The 16,880-nt window shown below is 61.8% G+C and carries 12 protein-coding genes; 10 read left to right on the forward strand and 2 right to left on the reverse strand.

What is annotated here, in order from left to right:
- Positions 1-92 precede the first annotated feature (92 nt).
- Genes HS122_18905 through araD form a run of 3 tightly spaced genes read left to right on the forward strand, consistent with a single transcriptional unit; the run spans position 93 to position 4,060 of the window.
- Positions 93-1,772 carry a ribulokinase gene (locus tag HS122_18905; GenBank protein MBE7540464.1) on the forward strand — a complete coding sequence of 560 codons (1,680 nt, stop codon included), beginning with the start codon at positions 93-95 and terminating at the stop codon, positions 1,770-1,772.
- Between the two features lie 10 nt (positions 1,773-1,782).
- Positions 1,783-3,291, forward strand: coding sequence for an L-arabinose isomerase (gene araA, locus HS122_18910; GenBank protein ID MBE7540465.1), 1,509 nt, complete (start codon positions 1,783-1,785; stop codon positions 3,289-3,291).
- A 55-nt stretch (positions 3,292-3,346) separates the two neighbouring features.
- Positions 3,347-4,060 (forward strand): L-ribulose-5-phosphate 4-epimerase AraD, encoded by a 714-nt coding sequence (gene araD, locus HS122_18915; protein ID MBE7540466.1) that lies wholly within the window; start codon positions 3,347-3,349, stop codon positions 4,058-4,060.
- Between the two features lie 43 nt (positions 4,061-4,103).
- Here araD and HS122_18920 read toward each other — a convergent pair whose 3' ends face one another.
- On the reverse strand, positions 4,104-4,514 hold the full coding sequence (locus HS122_18920; protein ID MBE7540467.1) for a hypothetical protein: 411 nt from the start codon (positions 4,512-4,514) through the stop codon (positions 4,104-4,106).
- A gap of 488 nt (positions 4,515-5,002) precedes the next feature.
- Between HS122_18920 and HS122_18925 the strand changes: the two genes are divergently transcribed.
- The 4 genes from HS122_18925 (at position 5,003) to HS122_18940 (ending at position 9,164) form a co-directional block, all read left to right on the forward strand.
- Entirely contained in the window at positions 5,003-5,974 is a 972-nt protein-coding gene (locus HS122_18925; GenBank protein ID MBE7540468.1) for a transposase, read from the forward strand.
- Positions 5,975-6,034: 60 nt separating this feature from the next.
- Entirely contained in the window at positions 6,035-7,444 is a 1,410-nt protein-coding gene (locus tag HS122_18930; GenBank protein ID MBE7540469.1) for a hypothetical protein, read from the forward strand.
- A gap of 303 nt (positions 7,445-7,747) precedes the next feature.
- A complete protein-coding gene (locus HS122_18935; protein ID MBE7540470.1) occupies positions 7,748-8,470 on the forward strand; it encodes a hypothetical protein in 723 nt (240 codons plus the stop codon).
- Positions 8,442-9,164 (forward strand): response regulator transcription factor, encoded by a 723-nt coding sequence (locus HS122_18940; protein ID MBE7540471.1) that lies wholly within the window; start codon positions 8,442-8,444, stop codon positions 9,162-9,164. The genes HS122_18935 and HS122_18940 overlap by 29 nt, the downstream gene beginning before the upstream one ends.
- 73 nt (positions 9,165-9,237) lie before the next feature.
- Here HS122_18940 and HS122_18945 read toward each other — a convergent pair whose 3' ends face one another.
- Entirely contained in the window at positions 9,238-9,579 is a 342-nt protein-coding gene (locus HS122_18945; GenBank protein MBE7540472.1) for an Hpt domain-containing protein, read from the reverse strand.
- 344 nt (positions 9,580-9,923) lie between these two features.
- Between HS122_18945 and HS122_18950 the strand changes: the two genes are divergently transcribed.
- The 3 genes from HS122_18950 to HS122_18960 all read left to right on the forward strand — a co-directional run bounded on the left by HS122_18950 (position 9,924) and on the right by HS122_18960 (position 16,838).
- Positions 9,924-14,678 carry a PAS domain S-box protein gene (locus HS122_18950; protein MBE7540473.1) on the forward strand — a complete coding sequence of 1,585 codons (4,755 nt, stop codon included), beginning with the start codon at positions 9,924-9,926 and terminating at the stop codon, positions 14,676-14,678.
- Positions 14,679-14,787: 109 nt separating this feature from the next.
- Entirely contained in the window at positions 14,788-15,903 is a 1,116-nt protein-coding gene (locus tag HS122_18955; protein ID MBE7540474.1) for an IS630 family transposase, read from the forward strand.
- Positions 15,904-15,941: 38 nt separating this feature from the next.
- On the forward strand, positions 15,942-16,838 hold the full coding sequence (locus tag HS122_18960; GenBank protein ID MBE7540475.1) for a 50S ribosomal protein L11 methyltransferase: 897 nt from the start codon (positions 15,942-15,944) through the stop codon (positions 16,836-16,838).
- Positions 16,839-16,880: the final 42 nt, after the last annotated feature.

Consider the following 16,880-nt stretch of genomic DNA (forward strand, 5'->3'; position numbering starts at 1 on the left):
CATGAACAAGACGTGAGGGGCTGCAGCTTGAAGCCAGTCGTGATTAGCGGTTGCGCCGGGAACGCGGCGGGATTGGTCTGGCGGCTCGAACTATGGCATACTCCCTTGGCATTGACTATGGAACGAACTCGGTTCGCGCCCTGATTGTGCGGTGTTCCGACGGCGCCGAATTTGGCGTGGAGGTTGTCAACTACCCGAGCGGAACTCAGGGCGTCCTGCTGGATCCGAGAAACCACCATCTGGCGCGCCAGAATCCGGCTGACTATATTTACGGTCTGGAGAAATGCGTGCGCGGTGCACTGGCGCAGGCGAAACGGAGGAAGGGTTTCGATGCCGACAAGGTCGTTGGCATCGGTGTCGACACCACGGGTTCGAGCCCGATGCCGGTCGATGAGCGAAACGTGCCGCTCGCCTTCAGTTCCCGCTGGAAGCGGAATCCCAATGCGCAGTGCTGGCTCTGGAAGGATCACACCGGCCACCGCGAGGCGGCGGAAATCACACGGCTCGCCGCGGAGATGCGGCCGCAGTACATCGCCAAATGCGGCAACACCTACTCGTCGGAATGGTTCTGGTCGAAGATTCTGCACTGTCTGCGCGAGGACCCCGCGGTGTTTCGCGCGGCATATTCGTGGGTGGAGCTGGCTGACTGGATCCCGTCGATCCTCGCCGGGATTTCGGATCCGCGGGAGATCCAGCGCGGCGTGTGCTGTGCCGGACACAAGGCGCTCTACGCGGATGACTGGGGCGGGCTGCCCGACAAGGAGTTTCTTGCACGGCTCGACCCAGCGCTCGCGGACCTGCGGGACCGGCTTTACGAACAGGCCTGGGATGCGAGCCGCGCCGCTGGAGGGCTGTGCCAGGAATGGGCGCGCCGCCTGGGCCTGAAGCCCGGCATTCCCATCGCCATCGGAGAAATGGACGTGCACTACGGCGCGATCGGCAGCGGCGTGGCGGAGGGCACGGTCGTCAAAGTCATCGGCACATCGGCGTGCGACTGCGCCGTCGTTCGCGCTGACAGGACCGTGCCCGACATCCCGGGAATCTGCGGCATCGTCAAGGGAGCGATCCTCCCGGGGCACTACGGGATTGAGGCGGGGCAGTCCGCGGTGGGCGACATCTTCAAATGGTTCGTGGAAGGCGTGCTGGGGGATGTCAGGCTTCATGCGTCGCTGACAAAAGAGGCGTCACGTTTGAAGCCGGGGGAGAGCGGGCTGCTCGCGCTCGACTGGAACAATGGAAACCGCACGGTCCTGGTCGACCAGCTTCTCACCGGCCTCCTCGTCGGCCAGACACTGTACAGCACAAAGGCCGAAATCTATCGTGCGCTCATCGAGGGCACAGCCTTTGGCGCCCGTGCGATCATCGAACGGATCCGCGAGTACGGCGTGCGCATTGACCGCATCGTCTGCGCCGGAGGCATTGCGGAGAAAAATCCGCTGCTCATGCAGATCTACGCCGACGTCACCGGCTGCACCATGCTGCTCGCCGGATCGAGCCAGGCCTGCGCGCTCGGGGCCGCGATTTCCGCAGCCGTGCTGGCCGGAGCGCATCCGGATTTTTCGTCGGCGCAAAGGCGCATGACATCCTTGAAGAAGGTTTCCCACCGGCCGAAGCCACCGGCAAAAAAGGTCTACGATCAGTTGTACGAACAGTATCGCGTGCTCCACGATGGCTTCGGAGGCGTGAACCGTGCGGCGGATTTTTCCGGCGTGATGAAGCGGCTGCTGGAAATCAAGGACACGGCCCAGAGTCGGGTTGCCCGCAGCAAATAGGGCGATTCCCATGAAAGCGCTCACGACTCCCCGCATCTGGTTTGTTTGTGGATCGCAGCACCTCTATGGCGAAGGGCCGCTTCGGCAGGTTGCGGCCAACGCAGCGGCGGTTGTCGACGGACTCACGGTTTCCCGGAGACTGCCCCTGCCGCTGGAGTACAAGGCGCTGCTGACAACGCCGGATGAGATCACACAGCTTTGCATCGATGCCAACTCCTCTTCGGACTGCGCCGGGCTGGTGGTGTGGATGCACACGTTCTCGCCATCAAAGATGTGGATCAGGGGGCTCACGCTGCTGAAGAAGCCCTTCCTGCACCTGCACACGCAGTTCAACCGCGACCTGCCCTGGGGATCCATCGACATGGATTTCATGAACCTCAACCAGGCGGCGCACGGGGATCGTGAGGCCGGTTTCATCCACACGCGTCTGCGACTCGGACGCAAGGTGGTGGTGGGACACTGGAGCGACGCGGAGGTCCAGGCGCGAATCGCGGCGTGGATGCGCGCGGCGCATGCCTGGCATGACATGCAGGGCGCGCGTTTTGTGCGGTTTGGCGACAACATGCGCGAGGTGGCGGTGACGGAGGGCGACAAGGTTTCCGCGGAGATGCGGTTTGGTTTTTCGGTGAACACACATGGCGTCGGCGATCTCGCGGCCAGGGTGAACGCCGTCGCTTCAGCGGATGCTTCGGCGCTCTGCGCGGAATATGAGCGTGCGTACAGGGTCGCCCCGGCACTCAGAAAGCGCGGATCGCGCCACGACGCTCTGCTTTACGGAGCGCGGCTTGAACTGGGGATCCGTGCGTTTCTGGAGGAAGGCGGCTTCAAGGGATTCACAACGACTTTCGAGGATCTTCACGGACTGAGACAGTTGCCGGGCCTCGCGCCGCAGCGCCTGATGGCGGATGGGTACGGATTCGCCGGCGAAGGCGACTGGAAAACAGCGGTGCTGGTGCGCGCGATGAAGGTGATGGCGCATGGGTTGAAGGGCGGCACTTCCTTCATGGAGGACTACACGTATCATCTTTCGCCGAAGGGTCACCAGGTGCTCGGCGCGCACATGCTTGAAATCTGCAGCACGATCGCCGCGGGAAAGCCATCGCTGGAAATCCATCCGCTGGGAATCGGAGGGAAGGAGGATCCCGTGCGACTCGTCTTCGACGGAGCGGCCGGTCCGGCGCTGAATGCCTCGCTGGTGGATCTGGGCCATCGTTTCCGATTGATTGTCAATGAAGTCACTGCAATCAGACCGCCGCGCCTGCCTCGGCTGCCGGTGGCGCGCGCGGTGTGGGAGTGCAAACCGGATTTCAAGACCGCGTGCGCCGCATGGATACTGGCGGGAGGCGCCCACCACACGGGATACAGCCAGGCGGTGACAACGGAAATGCTCGAAGACTTTGCGACGATTGCGGGTGTCGAGCTCGTGACGATCGATGCGACAACGCGACTGGCTGACTTCAAGCAGACATTGCGCAACAACGAAGTGTATTGCCACCTGGCGCAGGGTTTTCGGGCCTAGGATCTTCAGTCGTGCATCATCACAATACTGGCCCAAACGCACCGTCCTCCCCGACATGGCCTCATCCTATCACTCCCTGAAGCACGAAGCCTTCGAGGCGAATCGCCAGCTTCCGCGGAAAGGGCTGATCAATCTGACGTTTGGAAACGCAAGTGCGGTCGATCGAAGCCGCGGTGTGTTCGCGATCAAGCCCAGTGGAGTTGCCTACGACGACCTGCGGGCGGAGGACATGGTGGTTGTCGATCTCGATGGGAGAGTTGTCGAGGGAGTGCTGCGTCCGTCGTCGGACACACCCACGCACCGCCGGCTCTACCTGGGTTTTTCGAACATTGGAGGTGTGGTGCATACGCACTCAACGCATGCCACGGCCTTCGCGCAGGCGGGCAGGTCCATTCCCATTCTGGGAACGACGCACGCCGACTATTTTTCGTGCGACATCCCCGTCACGCGGCACATGACGCCGGGGGAGATTGCGGGCGACTACGAGTGGAACACCGGCGCGGTGATGCTCGAATGCCTTGAGCGATTGACGCTGAAGCCGCTGGCCTGCCCTGGCGCGCTGGTGATTCGGCACGGACCCTTTGCCTGGGCGGAGAACGTGATGACGGCGGTCGAGGTGGCGGTTGCCATGGAATGCGTGGCGCACCTTGCGTGGGTCAGCCTGCAACTGGCGCCCGGACTCACGCCGATCGAACCGGAGCTGCTGCGGAAGCATTTCACCCGAAAGCACGGGGCGGGCGCCTATTATGGACAAACCGCCCGCGGGTGAAAGCGGGTCGCAGGTCTGCGTGTGGGGCGGGATGCCGGCGAAATCAGGGTTTGGTCTGCTCGACGGAGGTGACGCGCCCGTTGAGGAACTCCACACGAATCCGCTCCTCGGACCGCTGGCGATAGACGTCGGTCTGCACCGGCTCGAGATAGACGAAATAGCGCTTGGACTGCGGATCGTAGATGACGATGCGACGATATCCCGTATGAACGGTGCCGGCGTATTCCTGCCAGTAGACGTTGTAGATCCACGTCAGCTTTTCGCCCGCCTTCGTGGTTGAACTCTTGCGCTCGTCGGGATTTCCGAGGGCGATGTAGACCAGGTCGGCGGTGTCACCCAGCGCAATCTCGCCCTTCTTGAGACGCTGCTGGGTGTGGGAATCGAGCGCGTTGAAGACCTCGGACTTTTCCTTGGATCTGCTGTCGAACGTGCTGCAACCCGCAGCCAGGAGGATGAGAGAAGTGACCGCGGCAAGGGCCGCGAGACGGGTAGTAAAAGAAGCATGCATGACAATAAGCTGGGACATCAAGGGTTGCCGCATGTTGCGTAATCGTGCGCGGAAGATCCTCCCGAGACGTGGATGATCTGTAAATCTCAATGATCAAGGCATTTGCCGCTTTCATTTAGTGACTCTTGCCAGCCATCAATCACGCAAATCGCGAAAGATCGATCTGCTGCCCGGAAGGCCTGCCGGCACCCGCCCGCCATTCCCGCCAAACCGGCGCATGCATTTACGCCACTCGACTCTTTCCCCGATTCCCGCCGATCGGCAAAGATGCCACCCACAGCCCCGAACAGTCTGTCCCCACAACCGAATCGCGCCCATTCCCCCGGTCAAAGCCCAACTTGGATAAAACCCAAAAACTCCAATCCCCAAGCCAAAGGGGTCAAACCTCACTTTTCACATTGACCTGGCTATGCTCCCTGCGGAAGCGTGCTGGGATGGCAAGGAAGCTGAGACTGGAGTACGCAGGGGCGATGTATCACGTTTTCAATCGTGGAAACTACAGGGGGGACATCTTTGAGGAGGACGGGGCGAAGGATGCGTTCGAGGGGTGCCTGTTCGAGGCGGCGGCGAAGGCCGCGTGGCGGGTGCATGCGTTCATCATCATGAGGAACCACTACCATCTGGCGCTGGAAACGCCCGATGCGAATCTTGTGGCTGGAATGAAGTGGCTGCAGTCGACGTACGCCAATCGGTTCAACAGGTTCAGGGGAGAGCGGGGGCATGTGTTCCAAGGGCGCTACCAGGCGCTGCTGCTGGAGGACATGCCGGTGCTTGGAGCGGTTGGACATTACATCCACTTGAATCCGGTGCGGGCGAAATTCCTGACGATGGAGACGCTTGCGAGCTATCGTCACAGCAGCTACTGGTACCTGACGAAGAAGACGAAGCGCCCGGCAAGTCTTTCGTTCGAGGCGATTCTAAGTGCGGCTGGCACCCTGCCCGACAAACCCGAGGGATGGAGAAGCTATCACAATTACCTGGCTTGGCTGTCCGAAGAGGAAACTGCGCAAAAGGGCCTGGCTTTCGACAAGATGTGCAAGGGGTGGGCTCTCGGAGGCGCTGAGTTCAAGCAAGGGCTGCTGGACGACCACAGGAAGCTGGGAAAAGAGATTCAGGCGGAGACCGATGCGTCGGAATTCAGGCAGATGGGTTGGAACAGATCGCTTGGGCGCGCTCTGGCGGCACTGGGTCGCAGGGAGCGGGAGGCTCCGAAAGCGGCCAAGGCGGCGAACTGGAAGGTGGCGATCGCCGCCCATCTGCGGCGAACGACCACGGCATCAAATCCGTGGCTTGCGCAGGCTCTGGCGATGGGAGCGCCAAACGCCTTGTCGCGCTATGTCGCGGAATGCCACAGGGGCCTGCGCCCCGATGCCGCAAAACTGCTGCGCAGACTGGAAAAGTTGTAATAGTGAGGTTTGACCCCTTTTGATTGGGGAAGGGGAAATCGGTGCGAACTGCTGATGACGATGATCATTCCAGACTCCGAGGCGGTTCCCCATCCGCTTTCGCGCAGCGATGACTTTGGAACGGTTTTTCGCTGGCGGGGGCGGTTCCTGCGCGAGTTGAACAGGTCGATTCAGCGGGAGTTTGAGGATTTCTGGGCCAGCGGGCTGTGGCAGGGCCTTGTCGAGAAGGGATGGGCCCCCGCCACGCGGATCACCAGCCTGCAGACCGCCCGCGGGGGCACGGTTCTCGAGCACGACGAGATTCCTTTCGCAACCTATCCCGTCGAATGGTCGTTCTCCATGATCAAGGACGCGGGGCTTCATGTGCTGAAGGTGGCCGAACACGCTTCCGACCATGGGTACGAACTCAAGGATGCCCACGGATACAACATTGTGTTCTCGGGCTGCACGCCGGTGTTTGTCGACATTGGCAGCTTCGTCAGGAGATCGCCGGACTCCGTCGGCTGGGTGGCTGAACGTGAGTTCAGGAATTTTTTCCTGACCACACTGCGGATTTGGAGAAGTCAGGGCGCCTTTCTTGCGCGGCGGCTGATCCTGGGGGGAGAAGTGATCAGTGATGACGCCGCCCTGCGTCTCAGATTCCCGGTGCTTCGATTCCCGCCAAAGAGGGCTTCAAGAATGCTGGCACGAATCCTGGGGATGTATGTCTTCGCCCAGCAAGCCTCAGAAAAGGAAATGGTGGAGAAGCATGGTCGAGCCCTGGGCGGAGCATTCAACTGGATGCGAAGGGCAAGGATTCCGCCATTCAAGTCCACCCGGGTGCAGCAGTTGCGGAGAGCCATTGAATTGATTGAACCGGAGAGGCGGCACGCTGCCCGATGCAGCCGTGACCGGGCGGATCACAATGTTCAGTCCGCCGCTCGCGCAGGGAAGATTCTGGACCTGGTCGGTTCCCTGCGGGTCAGGACCGTCATGAACATTGGCGGCAGTGAAAATGAATTTTCCCTGTTGCTCTCGAAGCTGCCCGCTGTGGACAGGGTGCTGTCGCTTGATGCGGACCACCGTGCACTGGATCTTGCCTATCGAAGGCTGCGGAGCGGGCATCCAAAGATTCACACCATCTCCAGCGATTTCATGGCCCCACTGCCATCAGTGCTGGGTATTCCACAGGCGGACCGACTGCGGGTCGATGCAGTGGTTGTCCTGGGGCAATCGCATCTCCTCCTGCTGGACCAGAAGTACAATGTCCATGCTGTCCTGGATCAGCTCACAGCGCTATCCTCGGGTTTTCTGCTTTTTGAATTCATGCCATCCGAACTTTGGGCCGAACATGGAGCCTCTCCCTTGCCGGAATGGCACACACGAGGCTGGTTTCGCGAGGCGTTTGCCCGTCATTGCAAAGAAATTCAGGAATTTGAAATGGAGGAGAATCGGATCCTATTCCTTGGGCGCACAATTGATTCTCAATGATGCTCCGGTCAGCACCAGCATGGCAGGTGGAAGTTTGTGTCGGCCGGCATCGAATTTCCAACCTTGCGCCTCACTTTGATCTCTCACTGGGTCCTGCGCCGCATTCTTGCTCACACTCACATGCAGGTTTGTCTGGAAGAAGCCCTGGATGGATTCAGGAAGTGTCCTGAAGAGGGTTCAACACGTTGCCGCCGAATTCTGCCACCGCCATAAGTGGCCACGCATGTTTTGCCGAGTACTCAATACAAATCCACTGCCAGGCCTGGTGATTGCTCAATCGATCTCGAAACAGCTCAACCACTCATGAGTACCGTCCAATTGTCTGACTCGGAATGGGTGGAATTCCGCCACAGCCTGTCTCTTGCGGGCGGCGGTGTCCGGGAGTGCTTTCAGTTGTTGTCAGCCCGCTGCCTCGCCCGTTATGTGCGCTCCAACGCCGGGATCGAGCTGGATCCCGAGCCGCTTCGCCAGTGCTGCGGGGCAATATGGAACATCGTCGACGCCCATGGCTGGCCCCAGCCGCTGAGTCGCGGCGCGGAGCGTGAAGCGACAGACACGGAATTGCCGGAATTGCCAGATTGGACCGAGCGCGTCCTGAGATCGTTTGCCGGCACCGATCCTGACAAGGGAAAGTCTGCGACTGATGCGACGGGGCAGGCTGTTGGCGGCGGCAAGTCACAGGCAATGACTTTGCTGAAGGTGGCGGTCGGACAGCTCTTCAAGGCCTGCGTCTACCCGGAAATCACTGTCTGCCGGAATTCTTATCGCCAGCAAACAGCGGATGGCCGCTGCAAACGCCAGAACCCCACGGCGGCACGGGCACGCTTAAGTGGCTCCCCGTGTGTAGATTGCCCATGGACGGTGCGTTTGTCAGCGGAAGAACACGCTCGTCTGCTCACAGCATCCTGGGCACCTGCCAATTCAATTCCCTTTGATTCCGATCCGATGTGCTTTCTGCCTGAAGACTTCCGCAGTTTGCGCCGATTCCTTTGGCTACATGCGCGTACTCGAACAAATGCCCCATGAGCGAAAGCTTTACTCTGGGCAGGGGAGTAGTTCTACTTACCCGGATCCCATGAACAAGCACCGGATTGTGATCATCGAAGACGAAACCGTCTTTCGCGAATTGATGACAATGGCATTTCGCCAAATGCCGAAGGTGACGGTGGTGGGAGATTTCTTCGACGGAAGGGATGGGCTTGAAGCCTGTCTTCGGGACAAGCCTGATTTGCTGGTGGTTGACCTCTTCCTGCCGAGCATGCATGGCATCGACATCGCGAAGGAAGTGCGATCGAAGCTTCCCGGCACACGCATCCTCGTGCTGACGAGTCACGCCGAAGAACGTTTGCCTGCGCAGCTGATTGAGATGGGCGTGCACGGATTTGTGGCTAAAACCGAACCGCTCAAGGTGGTCTTGGAGGCGGTTGAAAAAGTACTGGCGGGCGGGATGTTCTTCTCCTCGAGCACTCCGGCCAAACCTCCCCTGTCCCCCCTGCCGGCAGTCGCCCCGGTACCACTGAAAAATCCTCTGACACCGCGCGAACTGGAGGTCGCCATCGGCGTAGCCTCGGGTCTTTCCTCCAAGGAGCTCGCGTCCAAGCTCAATCTGTCCGTACGCACAGTCGAAAAGCATCGCGCCAACATTATGGACAAGGTGGAGGTCCGCGAGGTCGCCAGCCTTGTTCGCTGGTGTGTTCAGCAGGGACTGATCAAGGTCTGACCGCCGCGCCATCGGTCTGGCGCGTTTTCCTGGAATGGCTGCGGGACGGTGAGGTTCGGCCGGTACCGTGCAATCATGGGTCCTGCGGGTTGGTTTCCCGCAGCCACACGCGGAACGACTCGCCGGCCGTTGAGAACTCCTGTTGCAGAGCTTCCAACTCAACGCTGGTCAAGGCCTGGCGGGTGTCGCGAAGCTGCATCTCCATGGCGCGGCATTGGGCGGCAAATACCTTTGCGCCGAGTTGGGAGGAACTGCCTTTGATCGCATGCACGGTCATGATTTGCTTGTCGACCGGAAGAGCAGCGAGCCGCTGGAGTTCCGCGGCCGTGTGATCGAGGTACAATTCGACCAAGGATCGCACCTCAGTCAATCCGAGCACATCAACGAGCTGTGCGAGAGTCGATTGAGCATGCATGGTCATTGCCGGGGTTGCGTGAGGATTCACGAGGCTGAAGAATTCCCATTGAATAAGACACGGGTTGAATTCTGAAAATTCGCCTGGGGGTGGCGAAGTCGAACCGGGCACGACGAAGCGTGCCCCTCCAGTGTTGCCTGCGTCCCCCCTCCAGCGGCGGGAACACCCAAACAACATCTGCTGGAGGGGTGGCCATGGCTCACTTTGGGGTAACCCGAAGCTTTTGCCAACGTTAAAGCCAGGTGAAAATGACATCTGGGGATATTCCCGGAGGATCGATTCGCTCGACAAATGCGGGTGAGGCCCGTTGCGTAAAAAGACGTCTTCCGATGAGTCCACGGTTTTTGCCCCGGTTACTGCGCTGGACTTGCCTGTATCTTTCGCTCCTCCTGCTGGTCGAAGCACAGGCACGCCTCCGCGCGGATTCATCCAAGCCACCCGCCGCCCAATCCATCGTTGTCAGCCTGCCCGATGCCCACGGCTTTCGATTCGCAGGCTATTATGCGGCGCAGGCAAAAGGATACTTTCGTGAAGCCGGCCTCGAGGTCCGCCTCGATCCTGCGCGCCCGGGATCATCTCCGGTCTCTGACGTCGTTTCCGGCCGGGCAGTCTATGGCATAGCGGGCTCCGAGGTTCTCCTTGAACGCTTGAACGGAAGGCCTGTGGTTCTGGTCTCCGCCATTTTCCAGCATTCCGCACTCGGAATCGCCATCGCGGGCAGCTCACCGATCCGGACGCCCAGCGACCTTTCGGCGCGACGGGTGGCGATTGCCGCCCTGCCGCGCGACATTGAGCTGTGGACAATGATGCTGCTGGAAGGCGTGCGTCGCGACGGTATTGAGGTGGTTCCGACCTATCCCGGCACAAACGAGATTCGCGATGGCGATGCGGATGCCATGGCGATCTATTTCGCAAATCGCCCCCAGTTGCAGCTGGACGATGCGGACTACCGCGTTCTGCAACCGGCCGCGTATGGGGTCGATTTTTACGGGGATGGCCTGTTCACGAGTGAACAGGAGGCGGCGCGCAACCCGGACCGTGTGGCACGGATGCGCTCCGCAGTGAACAGGGGCTGGGCATATGCGATGGCAGACCCCAATTTCATAATCGACTACATCATCGCCAATGCGCCCGGGCCCCAGCCCGGCCAAACCAGGGCGCGGCTCGCGGAGGAGGCATCCGCCGTCCGCGAACTTGTCGTGCCAGGCCTGGTTGAGATCGGCCACGTCAACACGGAACGCTGGGACGAAATCGCCCGCCAATTTGTCGCGCTTGGTCTGACCAGGAACACAAAACGCCTGGAGGGATTCGTCTTCTCGCCTCCTGCAAAGTTCAATGTGACGGGCGCCGTGCTCCAGTGGGCGGCGATCGGACTCGGCGTGCTCGGATTGATCGGTGCGGGAATAGTCATCTGGAACATCCGCCTCCAGCGGCTCGTTGAGCAGCACACCACGGCGTTCAGGCGTTCGGAGAACAGATTTCGCGAGGTTTTCCAGAACCTCCCCGTTGCAACCGTTGAGCTGGATTTCACCGGCGTGCTCCACCGTCTGCACGCCTGCAAGGCGTCGGGCGTGATCGAGCTGGCGGCCCACCTCAACGAAAATCCCGGTCTGGTGGGCGAGTGCATCTCCCTGGTCAAGGTCACGGGATGCAACGAACGCGCCTTGAGATTCATGGGCGTGCCCGATGTCGGTGCGCTGGCAAAGTTCTTTCCGACGCTGACCGCTCCAGGCCTGCAGCAGGCGATGCGACGGATATTCGAGAGCATCTGGGCCAACCGGCGATCAATGTCCTGCGATCTCGAGTTGACGGATGCCCAGGGTGTGACCCGCCAGAGCCTCATGCAATGGACGGTGATAGTGTCTCCAGACGGTCATCCGGACTGGGCGCGCACGGTGGCGACGATATCCGACCTCACGGAGCAGAGGCGCGCCGAGGCGAGGCTGAGGCAGAGTGAGGACCGCTGGGAGCTTGCGGTGCGCGGGCTCAATGTCGGGTTGTGGGAGTATGATTTCGAAACCGACCGTGCATTCTTCTCCGATCGCTGGAAGGAAATGCTCGGCTTCAGATCGGGAGAACTGACCGCCAGCCGTGAGGAATTCTGGTCCCGCCTGCATCCTGACGACAGGGACCGCGCGCTCGCGGCGATGCGCGCGCATGTCGAGCATGTCGTTCCCTACTACAGCGCCGAGGTGCGCGTGCGCTGCAAGGACGGGAGCTACCTGTGGGTGATGTCGCGCGGCCAGGCATTGTTCGATGACGACGGCCGTCCGAGGCGGATCGTGGGTGCGCACACGGACATTTCGGAGCAGAAGGAGGCCGAGCAGGCGCTGCGGGAGAGCGAGGCGCGCTACCGTCTGCTCTTTGAATCGAATCCGTCGCCGATGTGGCTCTACGACCTCATCACGCTGCGATTCCTTGAGGTGAACACGGCTGCTCAGAAGACCTATGGGTACACGCGCGCGGAGTTCCTGCAGATGTCCATCATGGACATCCGTCCGCCCGATGAGCAGGAACGCCTCAAGCAGGCTCTTGAAACCCGGGGAGTCGATGAGAACATCCAGACGCTCGCCGGCGTCTGGCGGCATCTCCGCAAGGATGGCTCGATGCTGTACATGAGCATCAATCTGCACCGGTACCAGTTCTCGCAGGCGCCCGCCGTCGTGGTGCTCGCCCAGGATGTCACGGAGCGCCATCTCACCGAGGAACGCCTTCGAGTCAGCGAGGCGCGATTCCGGACGCTTTTTGAAAGCGCGGTGGAGGGCGTCTACGAGTGCACGGCCGACGGCACCTACCGGGCGGTCAACCCCGCCCTCGCGCGCATGCTGGGTCACGCGAGCCCGGCGGAGATGATTGAGACAGTCGGCAACGGCCGGGGCGTCTACCGTCACAGGGGACGGCGCCGCGAGTTTCTGGAGGCGCTGGGGACGAGCGACGTCGTTGCGGACTTTCAGTCGGAGGCCGTCTGCGCGGACGGGTCAACCAAATGGATTTCTGAAAACGTGAGGGCTGTGCGCGACGGCAAGGGGGAGCTGATGTACCTCCAGGGATTTGTCTCCGACATAACGGAGCGGCGCAGCGCGGAGTCGGCGCTGCGCGCGAGCGAGGAGCGCTACCGGGTGCTGTTCGAGCATTCGCCGGTGGCCATTGTGGAGTACGACTACCGGTCCGTGGGCGCCTGGATCAACGACCTGCGCGCCGCGGGAGTCGAGGATCTCGAGAAGCACATGGCGGAGAATCCCGCGGCGCTGTCGAATTCGCTGCATCAGATCGTGCCCGCGGGGATGAACGAGGCGGTGGTGAAACTCGTTGGCGGGCGCTCCAAGCAGGAGGTGGCGGACCGCATTGACTGGATTTTCGCGGAGGACGCCTACCTCGCGCGGCAGCGCGCGTTTGTGGCGATCTGGAAGGGGGTCAACCAGATCGAGGGCGAGTTCACCCTGCGCGCAATCGACGGCACGCCGCGTCTTGTCTACTATCGCTGGTGGCTGCCCGTCCGCGGAGGCAAGCTCGACTTCGAATGGACGCAGTTGATGCTCGTCGACCTGACGGGCACCAAGCGGGCCGAGGCGGCTCTCGCAACCGAGCGCGAGCGCCTGAGTGTCACCCTGCGGGCGATGGCCGAGGGGGTGGTGACCGCCGATACAGACGGAAGGATCCAGTTCATCAATCATGCCGCCGAGGAGCTCGTGGGCTGGAGATTCGGCAGCGCGATCGGCCAGCGAATCGAGGATGTCGCCATGATGCGCCATCAGAACACCCTGGCCGCCGTCGGCGTGCCCCACCGCGAGGCATTGCTCGAGCACAAGGTGGTGGACCTTCCCCAGCACACGACGCTGCTGGACCGGCAGGGGGCGGCGCGGCTCGTGGAGGGCCGGTGCGCGCCGATGTTCGATGACAAGGACGAGCCCATGGGCGTGGTGCTGGTGGTGCGGGACATCGGTGAGCGGGCGCGCCTGGAGAACGAGATCCTGCGCGCCTCCAAGCTGGAGTCGGTCGGCATTCTGGCCGGCGGGATCGCCCATGATTTCAACAACATCCTCACGGTGGTCATGGGCAACCTGACCCTTGCGCAGCTCGACACCGCTCCGAACAGCAAGACCGGACGATGGCTGGCCGAGGCGGAGAAGGGCGCGTTGCGCGCGCGCGACCTCACGCAGCAGCTGCTCACCTTTGCGAAGGGCGGCGACCCCGTCAGGAGTGCGGTGCTGCTCCCCGAAGTCGTCCGGGATTCCGCGGCGTTTGCGCTGCATGGCTCGAAGGTGAGCTGCGAGGTCGATGTCACGCCGGATCTCTGGCCGGCCGACATCGACAAGGGCCAGATCGGCCAGGTGGTTCAAAATCTCGTGATCAACGCGGTGCAGGCGATGCCGGATGGCGGCAGGATCCATGCGCGCCTGAGAAACCACAAGGGACCGGTGGGCCCCAACGGCGACGCGCCGCTCCATGACGGCCGGTTCATTTGTATCAGCATTTCCGATACGGGCACGGGCATTCCTCCGGAGCACCTGGGGCGGATCTTCGATCCCTACTTTTCCACAAAGAAGAACGGCAGCGGCCTGGGGCTTGCGACGGTGTATTCGATCATCCGCAAGCATCAGGGGCACATCGAGGTGGCGTCCGAGCCTGGCAGGGGCACGACGTTCCAGTTCTGGCTGCCGGCCGCAACGAGCGCTCCGGCGCCCACGCCCGCCGGAGGCGCGCTGCCGGAGAAGCTCGCCGGCCGCGTGCTCTTCATGGACGACGAGGAAACCATACGCCACATGGCGCAGGCCCTGCTGGTTCGCCTCGGGTTCGAGGTGGTGACGGTTTCCGATGGCGCGGCGGCGGTGAGCTCCTACGCGGAGGCGCTGGCGAATGGACAGCCGTTCCGTGTGGTGGTGATGGATCTGACGGTGCCGGGCGGCATGGGAGGCCGACAGGCGATGGAGGAACTGCTCAAGATCGACTCCGATGTGCGGGCGGTTGTTTCCAGCGGCTATTCCAGCGATCCCGTGCTGGCAAACCACCGGGCGCACGGATTCAAGGGCGTTGTTGCCAAGCCGTATCGCATAGCCGACCTCGCCCGCGTGCTGCGGACGGTGATCGAGCAGGAATAGGGGCGGAGGACAATTTCTTCTCGCCGCCGGCCACGCATCCGCGTTTAGGCCTAGTGTTCTGTTGCTGAAATGACTAGACTTAAAAGTCGTTATCGTTCAACCTGCAAGCATGAGCAGGAAACCGACGATTCTGACGGTCACGGCAGACCAACGTGGCGTTTTGGAGCGCTGGGTGGGCGCGCACGGTACGCCCCAGCAGGTGGTGAAGCGCTGCCGGATCATTTTGCGCAAGGCCGAAGGGCTGGACGATGCCACGATTGCGGAGGAGCTGGAGGTGAACCGGCACACCTGCCGGCTGTGGCGCCAGCGCTTTGTGTCCGCAGGTCCGCAAGGATTGTGGGACGTGGCGAATGGCCGCGGGCGCAAGCCGCGCCGAGGGCTGGCGAAAAGGATCGTCGAAGCGACGCTGCACACGAAGCCGCCGGGGCGGACGCACTGGAGCGCGCGAACCCTGGCGAAGGCGCAGGGCGTGCATGCGAGCACAGTCGCGCGTATCTGGCAGGAGCATGGGTTGCAGCCGCACCGACAGGAGACGTTCAAACTCTCCCGCGATCCACAGTTTGTGCCCAAACTGCTCGATGTGGTGGGCGTTTACCTCAACCCACCGCAAAACGCGGTGGTGCTCTGCGTGGACGAGAAAAGCCAGATTCAGGCGCTGGATCGCACGCAACCAGGCCTGCCGCTGAAGCGCGGTCGCTGCGGCACCTGGACGCACGACTACGTGCGCCATGGCACGACCACGCTGTTTGCCGCATTGAACGTGGCCGCCGGCAAGATCAGCGGCCACTGCTTCCCGCGCCACCGGCACATCGAGTTCCTGAAGTTCCTGCGACAAATCGACGCGGAATATGCCGAGGCGGACGAGCTCCATCTTATCGTCGACAATTACGGCACCCACAAACACGAGCGGGTGCAGCGCTGGCTCGCCCGGCGTCCACGCTTCAAACTGCACTTCATTCCCACCAGTTCGAGCTGGCTCAATCTGGTGGAGCGCTGGTTTGCCGAACTCACCGGCAAGGCGGTGCGTCGCGGCAGCTTCTCCAGTGTTCCCGATCTGATCAACTCGATCACCCGCTTCATCGAGCAATGGAACCAGGAGCCCACGCCATTTGTTTGGACCGCCAAGGCGGAGGACATCCTTGCCAGGATCGAACGCTGTCGTCGCCGGCTCGAGGCCATCCAGCCCGGTTGCACCCGGCGAAAGCCGCGCAAGAAGGCCGCATGATATATGTATAGTCATTTCCGCGACAGAACACTAGCCTCATGCCGCTGTTTGAGCTCAAGCTGGAAGTCGGATCCGATGTCGCAGGCGAAGTTGAGGAAACGATCGCCATCCTGGAGGACGGGCGATTGATGCTGCTTGAAGACAAGCCGTCCTCCCGCGCCTGGGTTGCGGGCTATTTTGAGAATCGTGATGAGATGGCGGCGGGACTTTCCCGTCTGAACGAGATCCTGCCTTCCGAATGGAAACGAGGAGAGGCGCAGACACGGGAGCTTGCTGATCAGGACTGGCGCGACAGCTACAAGACGCACTTCAAGGCCTGGACATTCGGTCGCCTGCACTGGGTGCCGGTCTGGGAGCGCGACACCTTTGTCCCGCCACCCGGACATGCGGTCATCTGGCTGGATCCGGGCCTTGCCTTTGGAACGGGGAATCATGAGACGACGCGGCTCTGCTGTGAGCGGCTCGCGGCCTTCGCGCTATCCCGTGCCCGGACGGAGCGCGGCGGCCGGCCGGAGGTGGTCATCGATGCCGGCTGCGGTTCGGGAATCCTGGCATTGTCGGCGGCCAGGCTGGGATTCTCCCGGGTCTCCGGTTTTGACAACGATCCGGAGGCGGTGCGCGTGAGCGGGGAGAACGCGGAGCTCAACGACATGGCGGGCCTGGTCGAGTTTTCCACGGCCGATCTCGTCTCGGGTCTGGCGGGAAGACGCGCGGACCTCGTGCTGGCCAATATCCAGGCCGATGTCCTGATGGCGTTCGCAGGCAGCCTGGTTCAGGCGGTGGCACCCGGCGGCCAGCTCGTTCTCAGCGGCATTCTGGCCTCTGAAAACGCCGAGGTGCGGACAGTGTTTTCAACCACCGCACCCGGCTGGCGGATCGACAGTCGCGTGATGGGAGAATGGAGTGACCTGCTCCTTGAGCGACCGCAGGATTGAGCCTGCCAAGATGCGCACGAAAACGACTTTCCTCGATTATAG

The organism is Opitutaceae bacterium, from assembly GCA_015075305.1.
Taxonomy (GTDB): domain Bacteria; phylum Verrucomicrobiota; class Verrucomicrobiia; order Opitutales; family Opitutaceae; genus UBA6669.

What these genes read in the sequence shown, in the direction of transcription:
- HS122_18905 (MBE7540464.1), top strand. Translation starts at nt 93, where the DNA reads ATGGCATACTCCCTTGGCATTGACTATGGAACGAACTCGGTTCGCGCC.
- araA (MBE7540465.1), top strand. Translation starts at nt 1,783, where the DNA reads ATGAAAGCGCTCACGACTCCCCGCATCTGGTTTGTTTGTGGATCGCAG.
- araD (MBE7540466.1), top strand. Translation starts at nt 3,347, where the DNA reads ATGGCCTCATCCTATCACTCCCTGAAGCACGAAGCCTTCGAGGCGAAT.
- HS122_18925 (MBE7540468.1), top strand. Translation starts at nt 5,003, where the DNA reads ATGGCAAGGAAGCTGAGACTGGAGTACGCAGGGGCGATGTATCACGTT.
- HS122_18930 (MBE7540469.1), top strand. Translation starts at nt 6,035, where the DNA reads ATGATCATTCCAGACTCCGAGGCGGTTCCCCATCCGCTTTCGCGCAGC.
- HS122_18935 (MBE7540470.1), top strand. Translation starts at nt 7,748, where the DNA reads ATGAGTACCGTCCAATTGTCTGACTCGGAATGGGTGGAATTCCGCCAC.
- HS122_18940 (MBE7540471.1), top strand. Translation starts at nt 8,442, where the DNA reads ATGCGCGTACTCGAACAAATGCCCCATGAGCGAAAGCTTTACTCTGGG.
- HS122_18945 (MBE7540472.1), bottom strand. Translation starts at nt 9,579, where the DNA reads ATGCATGCTCAATCGACTCTCGCACAGCTCGTTGATGTGCTCGGATTG.
- HS122_18955 (MBE7540474.1), top strand. Translation starts at nt 14,788, where the DNA reads ATGAGCAGGAAACCGACGATTCTGACGGTCACGGCAGACCAACGTGGC.
- HS122_18960 (MBE7540475.1), top strand. Translation starts at nt 15,942, where the DNA reads ATGCCGCTGTTTGAGCTCAAGCTGGAAGTCGGATCCGATGTCGCAGGC.